The 17,188-nt window shown below is 72.8% G+C and carries 12 protein-coding genes and 2 pseudogenes; 10 read left to right on the plus strand and 4 right to left on the minus strand.

Going from position 1 to position 17,188, the window contains the following annotated elements; translation table 11 throughout:
- Positions 1–7: 7 nt before the first annotated feature.
- Positions 8–409, minus strand: a complete 402-nt coding sequence (locus ACZ55A_RS24125) for a gas vesicle protein GvpO (protein WP_468843577.1) — start codon at positions 407–409, stop codon at positions 8–10.
- 252 nt (positions 410–661) lie between these two features.
- Between ACZ55A_RS24125 and ACZ55A_RS24130 the strand changes: the two genes are divergently transcribed.
- Positions 662–2,776, plus strand: coding sequence for a SpoIIE family protein phosphatase (locus ACZ55A_RS24130; protein WP_468843579.1), 2,115 nt, complete (start codon positions 662–664; stop codon positions 2,774–2,776).
- Between the two features lie 48 nt (positions 2,777–2,824).
- On the opposite strand, the gene ACZ55A_RS24135 is transcribed toward ACZ55A_RS24130, so the two are convergent.
- Together ACZ55A_RS24135 and ACZ55A_RS24140 are read right to left on the minus strand one after the other, a co-directional pair.
- Complete coding sequence (locus tag ACZ55A_RS24135; RefSeq protein WP_468843581.1) at positions 2,825–3,253, minus strand: SRPBCC family protein; 429 nt, start codon at positions 3,251–3,253, stop codon at positions 2,825–2,827.
- Between the two features lie 80 nt (positions 3,254–3,333).
- Positions 3,334–4,440 carry a PP2C family protein-serine/threonine phosphatase gene (locus ACZ55A_RS24140; protein WP_468843583.1) on the minus strand — a complete coding sequence of 369 codons (1,107 nt, stop codon included), beginning with the start codon at positions 4,438–4,440 and terminating at the stop codon, positions 3,334–3,336.
- A gap of 163 nt (positions 4,441–4,603) precedes the next feature.
- On the opposite strand from ACZ55A_RS24140, the gene ACZ55A_RS24145 reads away from it, so the two are divergent.
- Positions 4,604–5,236, plus strand: coding sequence for a GNAT family N-acetyltransferase (locus ACZ55A_RS24145; RefSeq protein ID WP_468843586.1), 633 nt, complete (start codon positions 4,604–4,606; stop codon positions 5,234–5,236).
- 40 nt (positions 5,237–5,276) lie between these two features.
- Here ACZ55A_RS24145 and ACZ55A_RS24150 read toward each other — a convergent pair whose 3' ends face one another.
- Complete coding sequence (locus ACZ55A_RS24150) at positions 5,277–6,788, minus strand: alpha/beta fold hydrolase (RefSeq protein WP_468843588.1); 1,512 nt, start codon at positions 6,786–6,788, stop codon at positions 5,277–5,279.
- A 260-nt stretch (positions 6,789–7,048) separates the two neighbouring features.
- Between ACZ55A_RS24150 and ACZ55A_RS24155 the strand changes: the two genes are divergently transcribed.
- The 8 genes and pseudogenes from ACZ55A_RS24155 (at position 7,049) to ACZ55A_RS24190 (ending at position 17,185) form a co-directional block, all read left to right on the plus strand.
- A complete protein-coding gene (locus ACZ55A_RS24155; RefSeq protein ID WP_468843591.1) occupies positions 7,049–8,305 on the plus strand; it encodes an ATP-grasp domain-containing protein in 1,257 nt (418 codons plus the stop codon).
- Complete coding sequence (locus ACZ55A_RS24160; RefSeq protein WP_468843593.1) at positions 8,302–9,171, plus strand: Rossmann-like domain-containing protein; 870 nt, start codon at positions 8,302–8,304, stop codon at positions 9,169–9,171. Before ACZ55A_RS24155 ends, ACZ55A_RS24160 begins: the two co-directional genes overlap by 4 nt.
- Complete coding sequence (locus ACZ55A_RS24165) at positions 9,168–10,256, plus strand: PLP-dependent cysteine synthase family protein (RefSeq protein ID WP_468843596.1); 1,089 nt, start codon at positions 9,168–9,170, stop codon at positions 10,254–10,256. The genes ACZ55A_RS24160 and ACZ55A_RS24165 overlap by 4 nt, the downstream gene beginning before the upstream one ends.
- Positions 10,253–11,320 (plus strand): mandelate racemase/muconate lactonizing enzyme family protein, encoded by a 1,068-nt coding sequence (locus ACZ55A_RS24170; RefSeq protein WP_468843598.1) that lies wholly within the window; start codon positions 10,253–10,255, stop codon positions 11,318–11,320. The genes ACZ55A_RS24165 and ACZ55A_RS24170 overlap by 4 nt, the downstream gene beginning before the upstream one ends.
- A gap of 363 nt (positions 11,321–11,683) precedes the next feature.
- A pseudogene (locus tag ACZ55A_RS24175) lies at positions 11,684–12,934 on the plus strand (MFS transporter); the annotation flags it as partial.
- Between the two features lie 338 nt (positions 12,935–13,272).
- A pseudogene (locus ACZ55A_RS24180) lies at positions 13,273–14,019 on the plus strand (class I SAM-dependent methyltransferase); the annotation flags it as partial.
- A 518-nt stretch (positions 14,020–14,537) separates the two neighbouring features.
- On the plus strand, positions 14,538–16,151 hold the full coding sequence (locus tag ACZ55A_RS24185) for an ABC transporter substrate-binding protein (protein ID WP_468843601.1): 1,614 nt from the start codon (positions 14,538–14,540) through the stop codon (positions 16,149–16,151).
- Between the two features lie 80 nt (positions 16,152–16,231).
- Positions 16,232–17,185 (plus strand): ABC transporter permease, encoded by a 954-nt coding sequence (locus ACZ55A_RS24190; protein ID WP_468843603.1) that lies wholly within the window; start codon positions 16,232–16,234, stop codon positions 17,183–17,185.
- Positions 17,186–17,188: the final 3 nt, after the last annotated feature.

The raw sequence follows: 17,188 nt of genomic DNA on the forward strand, positions 1-17,188 counted from the left end.
CGGGACGTCAGGACCCGATCTGTCCGCGGGTGTAGCGGCGGATGCGCTCATACGCCACCAGTTCGCCCTCCTCGTCCAGCGTCACCCGGTAGCTCCCCATCACACTGGTGGTCCCGGGGACGCGTTCCAGTTCCAGGACCTCCACGTCCGCCTCCCAGCCGTCCTCCGTCGGTTTGACCGCGGAGACGGACTCGGGGGCGCGCCCCAGAAGCTCCTGGAGCTGCTGCGCCGCGTTGCGCATGGCCCGCGACGCCGAAACGCGGCGGGCCGCGCGCTCCGTACCGTCCTCGCTCGTCCGGCTTGCTGCCCGCTCACGCCCACCGCTGGTCTTCTTTGCGGTCTTTTCGCCGGGCTTCTTGCGGGACGGGCGCCGGACGCGCGGTGTCTCGTCCTCTTCGTCTGCGGCCATGCTCCCTCTCCGGTTGCGGAGACGACATGCTGCCCGCGCCACTTCATTCAGACGCCATTACATGATATACGGCACAACTCACTACACATCTGGAGGTATCACCCCATACCCGGTCACCCCGTCGGCCTCGGCGCGGGCGGGCACGCGCATGCCGCGGACCGGCGGGCGGCGTAACGTCGGCACTGTCCGGCGGGAGGGCGGCCGGACCGGAGTGGTCGCGGTGTCACGACGACAGCGGTACGAGGGTGCGAGATGAGCGGCGGGACCGGTTCCGATGCGGTCGACCGGGCACTGCTCCGGGCGATGCGGGAGACCGGGGCGTCCGCGGCCGGTCTGTACGTCCTGGCGTCCGACGAACCGGTGCTGCACCTGACGGTCATGAGCGGGCTGCCGGCGCCGTTCCTGGACCCGTGGAGCCGGGTCGCCCTGGCAGCGCCGATCCCGGTCGCCGTCGCGACCCGCCGGCAGCGCCTGGTGTGGGCGGCCGGCCATCAGCAGATGGCCCGTGACTTCCCCCGTACGGCGGTGGCGGTCCCCTACGACTTCTCCCTGGTGGCGGCGCCGGTCAGCGACGGCCACGACAGCCGGGGCGCCCTGCTGATGCTGTGGCCCGCCGGCCATCCGCCGCAGCTGTCCGCGGACGAGCAGCAGGCGGTGGAGAGCGCCTGCCGGCGGCTGGCGGCCCTGCTGGCGAAGAGCCCCCGGCCCGACGGCCGGATGCCGCCGCCCGAGCCGCGGGTCCTGTCGCCGCCACCGGCGCGGACCGCGGGCCCCGCGGAGGCCCTGGCGGCGGTCGACTACCTGGAACGGCTGCCGGGCGGCGCATGCGCCCTGGACCTGGACGGCCGTATCACCCTGGTCACCACCGGCGCGGTCGAGCTGCTGGGCGAGGACGCGGCCCGGCTGATCGGCGCGCGTCCCTGGGAGGCGCTGCCCTGGCTGCGCGACCCGGCCTTCGAGGACCGCTACCGCGCCGCGGTGATCAGCCGCCGGCCGGTGACCTTCACCGCCTGCCACCCCCCGGACCAGTGGCTCACCTTCCGGCTCTACCCGGACGGCCGGGGCCTGAGCGTATGGATCGGCCCCTCCGGCGAGGACCACGGCCCGATGGCGCCCCACCCGCTGGAGGGCGAGGCGGTGCCCGTACGGGCGGGGCAGATCTACCACGTACTGCACCTGGCCGCGGCGCTCACCGAGGCCGTCGGGGCCCTGGACGTCGTCAACCTGGTCGCCGACCAGATCGTGCCGGCCTTCGGCGCCCAGGGAATGCTCATGTACGCCGCGGAGAGCGGCCGTCTGCGCACCATCGGCCACCGCGGCTACCCCGCCGAGGCCGTCGACACCTTCGAGGGCGTCGCCCTCGGCGCCGCCCACAGCCCGGCCGTGCGCGCGCTGGCCACCGGCGAGCCCAGTTTCTACTCCTCCCCCGAGGAGCTGGAGAGCGACTATCCGGGGCTGCACCGGCTGACGGGCAAGGCGGCCCGGGCCGTGCTGCCGCTGATCGTCTCCGGCCGCCCGGTCGGCTGCTGCATCCTCTCGTACGACCGGCCCCGGACCTTCAGCAACGAGGAGCGCCAGGTCCTGACCTCCCTGGCCGGGCTGATCGCCCAGGCGCTGGACCGTGCCCGGCTGTACGACACCAAGCAGCAGCTGGCCCATGACCTCCAGGCGGGACTGCTGCCGCACGGCCTGCCCACGGTGCCCGGGCTCGCGGTCGCCGCGCGTTATCTGCCGTCGGCCCGCGGGATGGAGATCGGCGGCGACTTCTACGACCTGATCCGTCTCGACGAGGGCACCGTCGCCGCCGTCATCGGTGACGTCCAGGGGCACAATGCGGCGGCCGCCGCCCTCATGGGCCAGGCCCGCACCGCCGTGCACGCCCACGCCACGGCCGGCGCGTCACCGGGTGAGGTACTGGCCCGGACGAACCGGCTGCTGACCGACCTTGACCCGGACCTGTTCACCAGCTGTCTGTACGTCCACATCGACCTGCGGAGCCGGCGTGCCTGCCTGGCCAGCGCGGGCCATCCGCCCCCGGTCCTCCGCCACCCGGACGGGCACACCACGGTGCTGGACGTCCCCGCGGGCCTGCTGCTGGGCATCGACCCGGACGCCCGGTACGACGCCACGCAGATCGACCTGCCCCTGGACTCGGTACTCGCGCTGTACACCGACGGCCTGGTCGAGACGCCTGGCGTCGACCTGGAGACCTCCGTCGCCGACCTCGCCGAACGCCTCCACGACGCACCGCCGCAGAGCCCCGAACGCCTCGCCGACCTGCTGCTCAAGAACCGGCTCGCCGACCCGGGCCGGCAGGACGATGTGGCCCTGATGCTGCTGGCCGCTCAGCCGGCCGGGCCGGCCTGACCGTCCGGCCGACGGGTGTCCGCCCCTCGGCCCCCCGGTCGGAACTGCCTACCGTTCCCGTTCCACCAGCTCCTTGAACTGCTGGAGATCGCTGCGCACGCCCCGCTCGATCGCGGCCGCCTGGGCGAACCCCTTCGGCCCGCCGAAGGCCTCGGTGACCGTGCCCGGCTCGTACTCGAACCGGGCCTGGAGCCGGGTGTGCTCCCCGTCGATCGGCCGCAGCGAGAAGGTTCCGGACAGCTCGGGGCCGCTGGTGGTCTGCCAGGTCATCACGTTGTCCTGGTCCCGGTCGACGATCTCGACCTCGAACTCCTGGGCCCGGCCGCCCGCCTCGACGTCGAGGTGCGTCAGCTCGCCCTCCGCGCGGGCCTCGCGCACGCCGTCCAGGAAGCGCGGATAGGACTCCGCACGGTGCAGGCATTCCCAGGCCGTATTGAGGGGAACGCTGATGTCGATGTGTTCTTCGAGCGTGCTCATCTGGCACCTCACAGCTCGGCTCATGGCTACGCGGCTTCTGTTTCCAGGGTGCTCCGCGCGGGGTCCGGGGGCGACCCGGCTCAGGGTGCGCCGGTGACGGCGATCATCGCGACATCGTCGCTGAGGTTTCCTGCGGCGTGCCGGAGCAGATCGTCATGGAGGTACGTCACAAGGGCCTGGGGATCGCTCTCGCGCCAGGAGGCGAGCCGGTCGGTCAGCGGGTAGAAGACGCCGTCGGGGCTCCTGGCCTCGATCACGCCGTCGGTGTAGAGGAGCAGCACATCGCCGGGCGAGAACCCGAAGGTCTCGACCTCGTAGTCGCTCTCCGACGGTGCGCCGATCCCCAGGGGCAGCGCCGGATCGCGGACCTCGAGGGAGGCGACCGTGCCGCCCCTGAGCAGCAAGGGCGGCGGATGCCCGCAGTTGATCATTGCGATCCTGGACTCGTCGTGGCGGACGTCCATGACCAGCGCGGTCACGAACGACTCCGCGGAGTCCGGGTCACCGTCGGCGAGGTGGGCGATGTTCCAGTGCACGGAGTTGCCCAGGTGCGCCACGATGGCGGGCAGCGTCAGATTGCGGTAGGCGGCCCCCCGGAAGGCGCCGATCAGCACCGCGGCCTCCCCGATCGCGGACAGGCCCTTCCCCCGTACGTCACCGATGACCAGACGGGTCGCGCCGGGGGCGGGCACCGCCGCGTACAGGTCACCGCCGATCTGCGCCTCGGCCTCGGCCGCGATGTACGAGAACGCGAGGCGCAGCGGTCCGATCCGCTCGGGGAGCGGCCGCAGCAGTACCTGCTGTGCCGCGACGGCCACCGACTGCACCTGGCTCAGCCGCCGCTGGTGCCGGTCGCGTACGTACCGGAAGAGCGTGACCAGTACGGAGATCAGCACGAGGGCGGCGATCTGGGCCTGGTGGTTCGGTGTCATCAGACCGCCGTGCAGATGGCCGATGACGATCTGGGCGAGCACCGCGAGGGCACCGACGGCGCCGGTCAGTCCGGGACCGGCGAAGGAAGCGGTGATCGCGGGCGCGGCCACCAGAAAGGGGCCCAGGTGGATGGTCGTCGGGGTGTGGATGTCGATCACCGTGATCAGCACGATGATCGCCAGCGGCAGGGCCAGCGCCGCGTGACTCGGCCGCCAGGACCGGGCGAGCCGGGTGAGACCGCGCCGGACGCTCATAACTCCTCTCTACACCTGCGCCCCCACCGGCGCAGAAGCCGCCCGGTACGCGCGGACGCGCTCCCGGTAAAGGAGATGCCGCACCCGCACCCCACGACGTAATGTGCCCTCCCATGCATTGCCTCTTACGCCTCTCCAACGTCCGGCACTCCGGGAGGGATTGATGGTTGCGGAACTCGTCAGGACCTGGGCGTCCGGCTGGGCCGTGTCACGGCGTACGCCACGGCCGGCCGAGCTGCCCTGGGGCCTCTATATCGACATAGACCAGCCCGGCAACGTCGGGCGCCATGTGCTGCCCGAGGCACGGCAGGAGGCCGTACGCCGGGCCGCCTCCTCGGTGACCGTGCCGGACACCTGGCTCAAGGTGCCCATGGAGCCGGAGGACATCGGCCGCTGGCTCCCGCGGGGCTGGGTGGTGGACCGGGCCGAGGCGGGCCATCTGATGGCCACGGACCTGCGCACCACCGACCCGGTCGCACCCGCCGGCTACACCACCTCCGCGCACACCCGCGACGGCGTCCTCCACGTCGAAGTACACGACAGGGCAGGCGAGTTGGCGGCACAGGGGCAGATGGCGGTCCTCGGCCGGACCACCGTCGTCGACCGCGTCATCACCCAGGAGGCCCACCGCCGCCGCGGCCTGGGCAGCTTCGTGATGCGCGCCCTCGCCGACCGCGCGGTGGCCGAGGGTGCGCTCCTCGGCGTACTGGGCGCGACCGACGACGGGCGCGCCCTGTACGAGACCCTGGACTGGAAGGTGCACACCCCGCTGGCAGCGTGCGTCTACCGGCCGTAGGGCGGCGGTTCGGCCCGCCGCGCGTCCGCGGGCCGGGCGGTCACGGCACCGGCAGACCGGGGCCGGTGCAGTGCACATCCGCCGCGGGGACCGCCCCGTCGACGAGATACGCGGCGGCGGCGTCGTCCACGCAGGCGTTTCCCCGGCTGGCGAACACCCCGTGCGAGTAGTCGCGATGGAGGGTGACCAGGCGCGAGCCGGGCAGGTGCCGCCGGAGCTGCCGGGCACCCTCGACGGGCGTGACGGGGTCGTGTGCGGAGGCGATCAGCAGGACGGGGGGAGCCGCCGGGCTGCCGAGGCGGGTGCGGTGGGCGGGCGTGTGGTGCCAGTACGCACAGGCCGAGGCCTCCATGCCGGTGACGACCGGCTGGGGGTCGAGCCGCCGCAGGCGCCGTAGGTCGGCGAGGACCCGTCCGGGCCCGGGGCCTGGCCCGTCCGCGCACTTCACCACGCGGTTGGCGGACTCGTACGTGCGGGAGGCGGCACCGTCGAAGGGCTCGGCGGGCCGCAGCAGCGCCGTGCTGCCGCTGCGCAGATACGTGTGGATGCCGGTGGCGAGGCCGGCCCACCGCTCGGTGCGGCCCAGTGCCCGGTACACGGCGCGGTCGAAACCGGCGGGGCCGAGGCCGTCCACGGGGTGGGCCGCGAGCCGGTCCCGGGCCCGCTGATAGGCCTCACGGACCCGGCCGGCGCTGCCGCCGAGGCCGAAGCGCTCCTGGTGCCGGGCGGCCCAGGCGAAGAACACCGCGCGCTGGCGCAGCAGCGCCCGGCTCTGGCGCAGATCGAAGTCGTACCAGTCCCAGGGGCCGACGACGCTGTCGAGCACCATACGGCCGACGCGGTGCGGGAATTGGGCGGCGTAGGCGGCGCCGAGGTAGCTGCCGTAGGAGACGCCGAGGAAGCCGGTGCGGCGTTCGCCGAGCGCGGAGCGGAGGGCGTCCATATCGCGCACGGTCGCGGCCGTCGACAGCTGGGGCAGGGCGTCGCCCAGGCCCGTGGCGCAGTCGTCCGCCAGGCGCCGCAGCGAGCCGAGGTACGCCGCTTCCGCCGCGCGCCCGACCGGCACGGGGTCGGCACCGGGCCGGTCGAAGAGACCGCCCATCGGGCCGCAGTCGGCGGGGGCGCTGCGTCCGGTCCCGCGCGGGTCGAACCCGATGACGTCGTAGGCGCGGCGCACCCGCTCGGGCAGCTTGGCGCGCTTGGTGACGGCATAGGCCAGCCCCGGCCCGCCGGGCCCGCCCGGGTTGACCAGGAGGATGCCGCGCCGCTCCTCGGGCGGGCCGGAGGCGCGGACGCGGGAGACGGCGAGGCGGAGGTGTCTGCCGCCGGGGTGTGCCCAGTCGAGCGGGACGCTCAGCGTTCCGCATTCGACGCGGGCGGGCGCGGGCGGGGTGGGCACCGACGCAGGGCAGGCGCCGAAGCGGAGCGAGGGGGAGGGGGCGGTGGCGCGGGCGGGGGCCACCGGCTCCAGGACGGTGGCGCAGACCAGGACGGCGCAGCACACGAGGGGGCGGAGCAGGGCGCGGCGGCGTATGCGGGGTGCGGGTCTCACGGGGGCTCGCAATCGGGAACGGACGGCGGGACGGGACGCCGAGGGAGTTCAAGCGCCGGCGCGGAACAGCCCGGCACGGCAGGACCGAGCGGCAGCACAAGCAAGCCGACAGGGCCTCAGATGACAATGAAAACGATTATCGATAACGTGGGTGCTCGTCAAGGCGCCCGCCCCCCCGGCACACGGGTACGGGCGCCGCCGACGACGCGCCCTGCGTACGCCGGCATGCCTCCCAACCCGCACTCCGAAAAGGGGAAGCCGTGGCCCATCTGCTGATGGTCGAGAGCTGGGTCGGATCGATGAGCAGACTGCTGCCACGCGCGATCCGCGAGGGCGGACACGAGTTCACCTTCCTCACCCGCGATCTCCACCACTACCTGCGCAACGCCCCCGAAGGCACCGCACACCCGCTCCTCGCGGCGCGCAATGTGCTCACCGCCGACACCAACGACCCCGAGGCCCTGCTGCCCCTCCTCGAACACGCCCACCGTACCTGGGAGTTCGACGGGGTGCTCACCTCCTGCGACTACTACCTCCCCACAGTCGCGCGGATCGCCGACCACCTGGGCCTGCCCGGCCCCTCCCCCGAAGCGGTCCACCACGCCTGCCGCAAGGACGCCACCCGCCGGGTGCTCGCCGACGCCCACGTACCCGGACCGCGCTTCGCGGTCTGCTCGGACTGGACCGCGACCGCCGGGGCGGCACGGGAGATCGGCTACCCGCTCGTACTCAAACCGGTGGACCTGTGCGCCGGGATGTTCGTCCGCCGCATCGACGACGAGAAGGCGCTGACCGACGCCTACCGGGCACTCGCCGACTTCCCCGTCAACGCCCGCGGCCAGCACCGCGAGCCGGCCGTCCTCCTCGAAGAACTGCTGCACGGACCGGAAGTCAGCGTCGAGACCGTGTCGTTCGCCGGAGCGGCGCGGGTGGTCGGAGTGACCGACAAGAGCGTCGGCGGCGCCCCGGCCTTCATCGAGACCGGCCATATGTTCCCCGCGGCGCTCAGCGACACGGACACCCAAGCAGCGGCCCGCACGGCCCTCAAGGCGCTCACCGCCCTCGGCCTGGACGGCGTCGTGGCACACACCGAGATCAAACTGACCGCCGACGGCCCCCGCGTCATCGAGGTCAACCCCCGCCCCGCCGGCAACCGCATCACCGAACTCGTCCGCCACGTCACGGGCATCGACCTCGCCGCGGCCTGCGTCGACGTCGCCCTCGGCCGGGCACCGGACCTGCGCCAACGGCCCACCGGACTGCGCAGCGCCGCCATCGGGTTCCTGCTCCCGGACACCGGCGGGGTGCTGGAGTCCATCGACGGTGCCGACGACGTACGCGGCGCCGCGGACCTGCTGGAGATCCAGCTCACCGAGCCCGGCACGGTCGTCACGGCCGCGGGCAGCAACAACGACTACCTGGGCCACCTCATGGCCGGCGACCCAACAGGCCCCGGCGCCCGCACACGGGTCGAGAACCTGCTCGCCGCCCTCCGCCCCAAGGTGGCCGGCCGATGACCGCACCGACCGCCCCCACCAACACGACCGCCCCGCCGCCCCCCGCCGCCTCGTACGACGACCTCCTCGACCGCGTCCGCGACGGAGGCTACGGCCCCGACCCGCGCACCCAGCGCATCGCCATGGCCTTCACCACCCGCCAGGCCGTACGGCACGACGGCCGCAGCGGCGGCTACCGCAACGAAGTGCTGAGCCTCCGGCTGGGCGAAGCGGTCGGCTCCTGCGCCGTCGAACCCGGCGCCCTCCCCGACGGCGCCGTCGACGACTGCGTCGGCGCGGACGTCGCCCACCTCCTGGAGCACGATCTGCTCCCCGTACGGGTGGCCGCACTGGACGCCTACCTGATGCACCACCACCCCCACTCCCCCGCGACCGGCGCCCGCCCCTGCCCGCTGCCCGCCGGGAGTTCACTGGAGAAGTCCCGGGCCAGGGCCAGGGCCGTCACCGGGCTGCTCGACATCCCCCACGGCGGCACCGTGCTCGTCGTCGGAGTGGTCAACTCGCTGCTGGAGGCCCTGCGTACACGAGAACTCCGCTACCTCCCCTGTGACCTCAAGGGCGGTACGACCGAGTGGGGCGAGCCGGTACGCACCGACGCCCTCGCGGAACTGCCGCACTGCGACGCCGTCCTCGCCTCGGGGATGACGCTCGGCAACGGAACCTTCGAACCGCTGCGGAGGCAGGCGCTGCGCCACGGCACACCCCTGGTGATGTTCGCCCAGACCGGCAGCGCCGTACTGCCGCGGCTGATCGGCTCCGGTGTCAGCGCGGTCTGCGCCGAACCGTACCCGTTCTTCTGGCTCGACGGCGGCCCCGGGATCATCCACCGCTACGGCCCCACCGACCGCCCGGGGGCCGCCCGGTGAGCACCGCCGTCCTCAGCCCCGCCGGCAACCGGGACCTGCTCGCGCTGCTCGGCCGCACCCCGCTCGCCCGGATCACCGTCGATCTGCCCTGCCCACAGCCCGGATTCTGGGGCAAGCTCGAAGGCCTCGGCGTCGGCGGAATGAAGGCCCGGGCCGCCGTGGCCATGCTGCTCGGTGCCCGGGAGCGCGGCGAACTACGGCCCGGCGCCCCGGTGGTGGAGTCCACCTCCGGCACCCTCGGCATCGGCCTGGCCTTCGCCGGACAGGCCCTCGGGCACCCGGTCGTACTCGTCGGAGACGCCGAACTGGAACCGTCGATGCGCGCACTGCTGCGCGCGCACGGCGCCCGGCTGGAGCTCGTCGACCGCCCGGCGGCCGAGGGCGGCTGGCAGGCCGCCCGGCTGGCCAGACTGCGCGAACTGCGGGCGCGGCTGCCTGGCGCGTACTGGCCCGACCAGTACAACAACCCCGACAACGTGGCCGGTTACACCTCCCTCGCCGCCGAACTGGCCGCGTCCCTGGACCACCTCGACGTGCTGGTCTGTAGCGTCGGCACCGGCGGCCACAGCGCCGGAACCATCCGACCGCTGCGCCGGCACTGGCCCGGGCTGCGGCTGATCGGCGTCGACGCCACCGGCTCGACGATCTTCGGCCAGCCCGCCCGGCCACGGCTGATGCGCGGCCTGGGCAGCAGCATCCACCCCCGGAACGTCGCCTACCAGGCCTTCGACGAAGTTCACTGGGTCGGCCCCGCCGAAGCCGTCGACGCCTGCCGCCGGCTGGCCCGCGGCAACTTCGTCAGCGGAGGCTGGAGCACCGGCGCCGTCGCCCTCGTCGCGGCCTGGGCCGCCCGGACCCACCCGGGCGCCGTCGTCGCCGGGATCTTCCCCGACGGGCCGCACCGCTACCTCGGCTCCGTCTACGACGACGACTTCCTCACCGCCCACGGCCTCGACCCGGCCGCAGCCGCCACCCGCCCGGCCGAGATCCCCCACCCCAGGGCCGCGGAGGCCACCGGCTGGACCCGGTGCCCGGCGGTGGCCGACCCCCTCCAGCACGACATCGACCAGGAGGAGTCCCCGTGAAGGTCACCCGCCGCACCGTACGGCTCGAACTCGCCGAGCCCCTGCGCATCTCCCGGGGAGCGATGGCATCCCGCGACGCCGTCTGGCTCTCCCTCGAACACCAAGGCCAGCACGGGTACGGAGAAGCCGTCGCGAGCACGTACTACGGACTCGACGCCACCACCCTGACCCGGCTGCTGGACGAAACCGCCCTGGATCTCGCCCGCTTCCCCGACCCGGAATCCGCACTCGCCGCCCTGCGCACCGGCGACCTGCCCGCGCACGGCACCCCGCCCGCGGTGACCGCGGCGGTGGAGTCGGCCCTGCTCGATCTGACCGGCAAACGCGCCGACGCCCCGGTCCACCGCCTCCTCGGCACCTCCACGGCCCCCTGCGCGCCGACCGCCCGCACCCTCGGCATCATCTCCCCGGAACGCGCCGCCGACCAGGCAGCCCACCTCACCCGGCACGGCTTCTCCGTCCTCAAGCTCAAGGCCGGCACCCCCGACCCCGAGGACGACCTCCAACGCATCGGCGCCGTACGGCGTGCCGCCCCCCACGCCCGCCTGCTCCTCGACCCCAACGGCGCCTGGACCGTCGCCACCGCGCAACGGCTGCTCCCCCGCCTCGCGGACCTGGGGATCGAAGCCGTCGAACAGCCCCTGGCCCCCGGCGACCCCGAAGCCCTCGCCCGGCTCGCCGAACGCTCCCCGCTCCCCCTCATCGCCGACGAGGACGCCGTCGATTTTGAGGACGCCCGCCGCCTGGCCGGACGGGTGCAGGGCATCAACGTCAAGCTCGCCAAATGCGGCGGGGTCACCGCCGCCCTGCGCATCGCCCAACTCCTCGCCGGCACCGGCACCGAGCTGATGCTCGGCTGCCTGACCGCCAGCACCCTCGGTCTCGCCCCCGCCGTCCACCTCGCCGACCGCGCCCGCTGGCTCGACCTCGACGGCCACCTCCTCCTCGCCCACGACCCCTGGACCGGCATCGCCGGCACCGATGGCCACGTACGCACGAGCGGGGAACCGGGGCTGGGGGTGCGGCGACGCGAGGGCGGGGTGCTTGAGGGTCGGGAGGCTTGAGGGGTGGGGGGCTGAGGAGCAGGGGCCTGAGGAGCGGGCTGACGGGCGGCAGTGCGGGGGCTACTGGCGGCGGGGCGCCGGCTACGGAGATCGGCACTCGTCCGACGAACAACGCCACACGCCCAACGAGCAGCCGAACAACCGCACAGCCGCACAGCCGCACATGAACGGGCCGCCGAACAGCCGCACGTGAACAGGCCGCCGAACAGCGGCACATGACACACGACACAGGACACATGACAAACGGACACCCCACATGACCCACGAAAACCCCCACACGGCATACGGGCACCCGCACCCGGCATACGGGAACTCGCACCCGCACCCGCACCCGCACGGCACAGCCCGAGAAAGGCAGCGGCCGTGAAAACCTGGCACGAGATACGCGGCTTCCCGCCCGCCATACGACTTCTCCTGGTCAACCAGCTCGGCGTCAACACCGGCTTCTACCTGCTCATCCCCTACCTCGCGGTCCACCTCGGCACGGACCTCGGGCTGTCGGCGGCCGTCGTCGGCATGGTGCTCGGCGTGCGCAACCTCAGCCAGCAGGGCCTGTTCCTCCTCGGCGGATCGGCCGCCGACCGGCTGGGCGCACGCGGGGTCATCATCGCCGGATGCGCGCTGCGCACCGTCGGCTTCGGTCTCTTCGCCCTCGGCGACGGACTGCCCGTACTGCTGGCCGCCTCGGTGCTCAGCGGGCTTGCCGGGGCGCTGTTCAACCCGGCCGTACGTGCCTACCTCGCCCTGGAGGCGGGAGAGCGCAAGGCCGAGGCGTTCGCCCTGTTCAACATCTTCGCGACCACCGGCGCACTGGTGGGCCCGCTGCTCGGCAGCGCCCTGCTGCTCGTCGACTTCCAGGCCGCCGCGCTGACCGCGTCCGCACTCTTCGCGGTGCTCACGGTCGCCCAGGCCCTGGTGCTGCCCGCGCGCGAGGCCACCCCGTCCAACGGCAGCGTCGTCGCCGACTGGCGCGAAGTGCTCGGCAACCGCGCCTTCCTGGCCTTCTCCCTCTCCATGGTCGGCATGTTCACCATGGAGAACCAGCTCTATCTGCTGATCCCCGACGGCGCCCGCCGGGCCACCGGCTGGGACGGCGCGGCCGGCCTCGTCTTCCTCGTCGGCACCCTGACGAACCTCTGCCTCCAACTCCGCCTCACCCAGGCACTCAAGAAACGCGGCAGCCGAACGCGCTGGATCGGTACGGGCATCGCCCTGATGGCCCTGGGCTTCGTACCGCCGATGGCGATATCGGGAGCCTGGGCAGGGGCGGCACCCGACGACCCAGCCACCGCGGTGCTCCACGCCCTCCCCGTCCTGGCCGGGACCCTGCTGCTCTACGTGGGCGTCATGATCGCCCAGCCGTTCGTGATGGAGCTGATCCCCCGCTTCGGCCGCCCCGAACTGACCGGCACCTACTTCGGGCTGTTCTACGTGGTCTCCGGCATCGCCGCGGCCGTGGGCAACGCCGTCGTCGGCTGGGCCATGGACGCCGGCGAACACGCAGGCGCCCCATGGCTCCCCTGGGCCTGCTGCCTCACCCTGGGCCTCGCCTCCACCACCGCCCTCACCCACCTGAACCACCGCCACCCCTTCCCCACCCCCACAACCCATCCCACCCCCACAATCAAGTCCACCCCCAACGCCAAGAGCACCCCCACCACTTCACCCCACTCCACCCCCACGCCCACGCACACCACATCCACCCGCGCCACCCCCAACGCCGCCCTCAACCCCAGCCCCACCCCCGCCAACACACTCCCCTGCGACGCCCGCGACCCCAGCCCCATCACCACACCACCCTCGCCCCACCACACCACCCCACCCCCACCCGACCCAGGCCCCGCCCACACCACCCAGCCCCCGCACCACCCCGACCCCGACGGCGACCCTGCCCCTGCCCCCGGCCCCGAACCCGACCGCATCAGCAGCAGCAGCAGCGCGAGGAGGCACACATGACCGCGACCGCCGGCAACCTGCTCACCGCCAACCCCGCGCTGTACGAGGCCCGCTTCCCCGACCCCGAACGCCTGGCAGGCCGCTGGGCCGAGCACACCCTGCGGCAGTACGGGGCCGGCCCGCGAGTCCTGGACATCGGCTGTGGCACCGGACGCGACGCCGCCCATCTGCATCGTGCCGGCCGTACCGTCACCGGGGCCGACCTCTCCGCCACGATGCTGGAGTACGCCCGCACCCACCACCCCGGCCCCACCTACATACCGGCCGACCTCCGCGAATTCACCTTCCCCCAGCAGGAGTTCGACGCGGTGGTGTGTCTGGACAGCGCCTTGCTGTACTGCCACACCAATGCGGAGCTCGACGGCTTTCTGGCCTCCTGCCGCCGCGCGCTGACACCCGGCGGCCTGCTCCTCGCGGAGCTGCGCAACGGAGCCTTCTTCCTCGGCCGCACCCAACTCCTGGACCGCCCAACCAGCGACCACATCGCCTGGGAGGGCGTCACCTACCGCTCCGCCACCACCCTGCACGTGGACCGCGCAGCCCAACTGCTGCGCCGCACCCGCGTATGGACCGCTGACGACGGATCCCCACCGGTCGAGCAGCGCTCCGCCTGGCGCCTGCTCTTCCCCCAGGAGCTGCGCCATGTCCTGGCCACCCACGGCTTCGACGTGCTCGCGCTGCACGACGGCCCCGGGCCCCGTACGGAACCGCCCTGGCGCGAGGGCGACGCACCCGTCGATACGACCCAGACAGCTCAGGCGGCTCAGGCGGCTCCTACAGCCGATGGGCCCACCACGCCCGGCGGGCCCGACACGACCGATGGCCCCGCCACGACCGACGCCCACAGACCCGCCGCGGCCCACAGACCCGCCGCGGCCGACAGACCCGATACGGCCGACAGACCCCCCAAGGCCGACGGAGACCGGCTGCATCTTGTCGCGCGCCTCAGGAGTGACACCTGACGAAGTCAGAACTCAAAGGCGCCCACTTTCACGTGAGTTCGTCGCTCGCGTCGGTTCGTCGCTCGCGTCGGTTCGTCGCTCGCGTGAGTTCGTCGCTCGCGTGAGTTCGTCGCTCACGTCGGTTCGTCGCTCACGTGACTGCGTCGCCCGCGTGAGTGCGTTCCGTTGACGCCACGCCCCCGCGCTCGCTTCCTCCTTCAACTCGGCAACGATTACGGAGAGTAGTTAGTTCCCCGCGTTGTCACGCTCCGTGAGGAGCGTTGGACATTCTTCCCATCGATTCCGGTAAGGACACCGCCGTGCCGCACGTACCTTTCAACTCCCCTCGTCCGTCGTCCGCATCACCCCACCCGGCCGGTGTGGCCCGGCGGGCCTTGCTTGCTGCGGCCGGTGGGGCGGTCGGTCTCGGTGCGCTGGGGCTCACCGGTTGCAGTGATGGCGGGGATTCCGGGCTGCGGGATGCCTCCGCGGGCAGACCGCGCCGTGGCGGGCGCGTTCGGGCGGCCTTTGCGGGTGGTGGGGCGAGCGAGACCCTCGACCCGCACCTCGGCAATCTCTTCGCCGATGCCGCCCGCGCCAAGGCGCTCTTCGACAAGCTTGCCGACTTCGGCCCCGACCTCGCCGCCCGGCCCCGGCTCGCCTCGGCGTGGCAGCCGAACGCCGGCCTGGACCGCTGGCGGGTCTCGCTGCGTAAGGCCACCTTTCACGACGGGCGGCCGGTGACCGCCCGGGACGTGCTCTACAGCTACCGACGGATCGCCGACCCCAAGAAGGCCTTCCGGGCGAAGGCATCACTGGAGCCGATCGACCTCAAGGCCAGCCGGGCGGTGGACGCCCGGACCGTCGAGTTCGTCCTCAAGCGTCCGACGGCCGAATTCCCCAATGTGCTCGCCGCGTTCGGCGCGTACATCGTTCCCGAGGGCGCGCAGGACTTCGACCGGCGGCCGGTCGGCAGCGGCCCTTTCCGCTTTGTGTCGTTCGCGCCCGGTAAGTCCGCGGTCTTCCGCCGCAATGACGACTACTGGGACGGCGCGCCCTACCTCGACGAGCTGGAGTTCGTCATCGCCAATGAGGAATCGGCGCGCGCCAACGCCCTGTTGGGCGGTCAGGTGGAGTACGCGCATGAGCTCAACCCCGCCACCGCCCGTGCCCATGAGGACCAGGGGCAGATCAGGATCGTCCGGCTGCGCAACAGCTCGATGCAGGCGTTCGCGATGAAGACCGACCGGCCGCCGTTCGACGACAAGCGGGTCCGTGCCGCGTTCTTTCTGATCGCCGACCGGAAGGAGCTGGTCGACGGCGCGCTGTCGGGCGCCGGCGAGATCGGCAACGACCTCTTCGGCAAGGGCTATGAGTACTACGCCGACGGGCTGCCGCAGCGCGCCCAGGATCTCGGCCGGGCCCGTCATCTGCTGAAGCAGGCCGGTGCGGAGGGGCTGAAGGTCACGCTCGACACCTCTCCGGTCGCCGCCGGATTCACCGAGTCAGCGGCGATCTTCCGTGATCAGGCCGCCAAGGCCGGCGTGACCGTCGAGGTCAGGACCGGGAGCAAGGACAGCTACTGGACGGACATCCTCGACTCCGGGACGCTGTGCTGCTACCGCTCCGGCGCCATGCCCATCGAGTCGCATATCTCCCAGCGCCTGTTGACGGATTCCACCACGAACGCGACCGGCTGGCGGCACAAGGACTTCGACGCCCTCTATCGGCAGGCCCAGTCCACCAAGGACAAGAAGGACCGGGCCGCCGTCTACGCCCGTATGCAGCGGCGCCTGTATGCCGAGGGAGGTTTCCTGGTCTGGGGGTTCGCGGACTGGATCCTGGGGACCGGCCTCCGGGTCCGGGGCGTCGACCGGCAGGCCCCCGCCAACTCCCTCGACTGGGCGCGCTTCGACAAGGTCTGGCTGGCGTGAGCGGGCGCGTGGGCGGATACCTGGGCCCGTGCTTGCGCGGGCGTGTGGGCGGGCGCCTGGGCCGGCGCTCGCGCGGGCGTGTGAGCGGGCTGCGCTCCTGGGTCGTCCGGCGGCTGCTGCTCGGTGTGGCGCAGACCGCGGCCGTCGTGCTGCTCGTCTTCGCCCTGACCGAGGCGCTGCCGGGTGACGCCGCGGTGGTGCTCGCCGGCGACCAGCCCGATCCGGAGCGGATCGCGGCCATCCGTACGGCGATGCATCTGGACCGTCCGGCGTACGAGCGGCTGACCGTCTGGGCGGCCGGGCTGCTGCACGGCGACCTCGGTACGTCCCTGACCTCCGGGCGGCCCGTCAGTACGTACCTGGCGGACGGCTTCGGGCCGACCGTGCTGCTCGCCGTGCTCACGCTGGCGCTGCTGGTGCCGGCCGGAGTGGGCCTCGGTGTGCTGGCGGCCCGGCACGAAGGGCGGCTTGTGGACCGGCTCGTCAGTTCGGTGACGCTGGCCGTGTACGCGGTCCCTGAGTTCGCGTCCGGCGTGCTGCTGGTCGCCGTGTTCGCCCTGCGCCTGGGCTGGCTGCCACCGACCGCCGTCGGCTACGGCACCGATCTGCTCGCCCACCCGGCGGCGCTGGTGCTCCCCGTCCTCGTACTGCTGTCGCGCCCGGTGTGCTCACTGACCCGTCTGGTGCGCGCCGGCATGATCGACGCCCTCGCCTCGCCGTACGCCGCCCAGGCCCGCCGTTACGGCGTCCCGGCCGTCCGTATCCGGTACGCGCATGCGCTGCCCAACGCCCTTGCGCCGGCCGCCCAGCAGCTCGCCCGCACGATCGACTGGCTGCTGTGCGGTGTCCTCGTCGTCGAGGCGTTGTATGTGATCCCCGGGCTGGGCACGGTGTTGATGAACGCGGTCGCGGAGCGCGATGTGCCGGTGGTGCAGGGGCTCGCGGTGGTGTTCGGTCTGACCACCGTTGTCCTCAATCTCGGTGCGGATCTGGTCGCCCATCGCTTCGCTCCGCGGGCGGGGGTGGCCGCATGAAAC

The sequence above is a fragment of the Streptomyces sp. NPDC034111 genome (genome assembly GCF_055575375.1).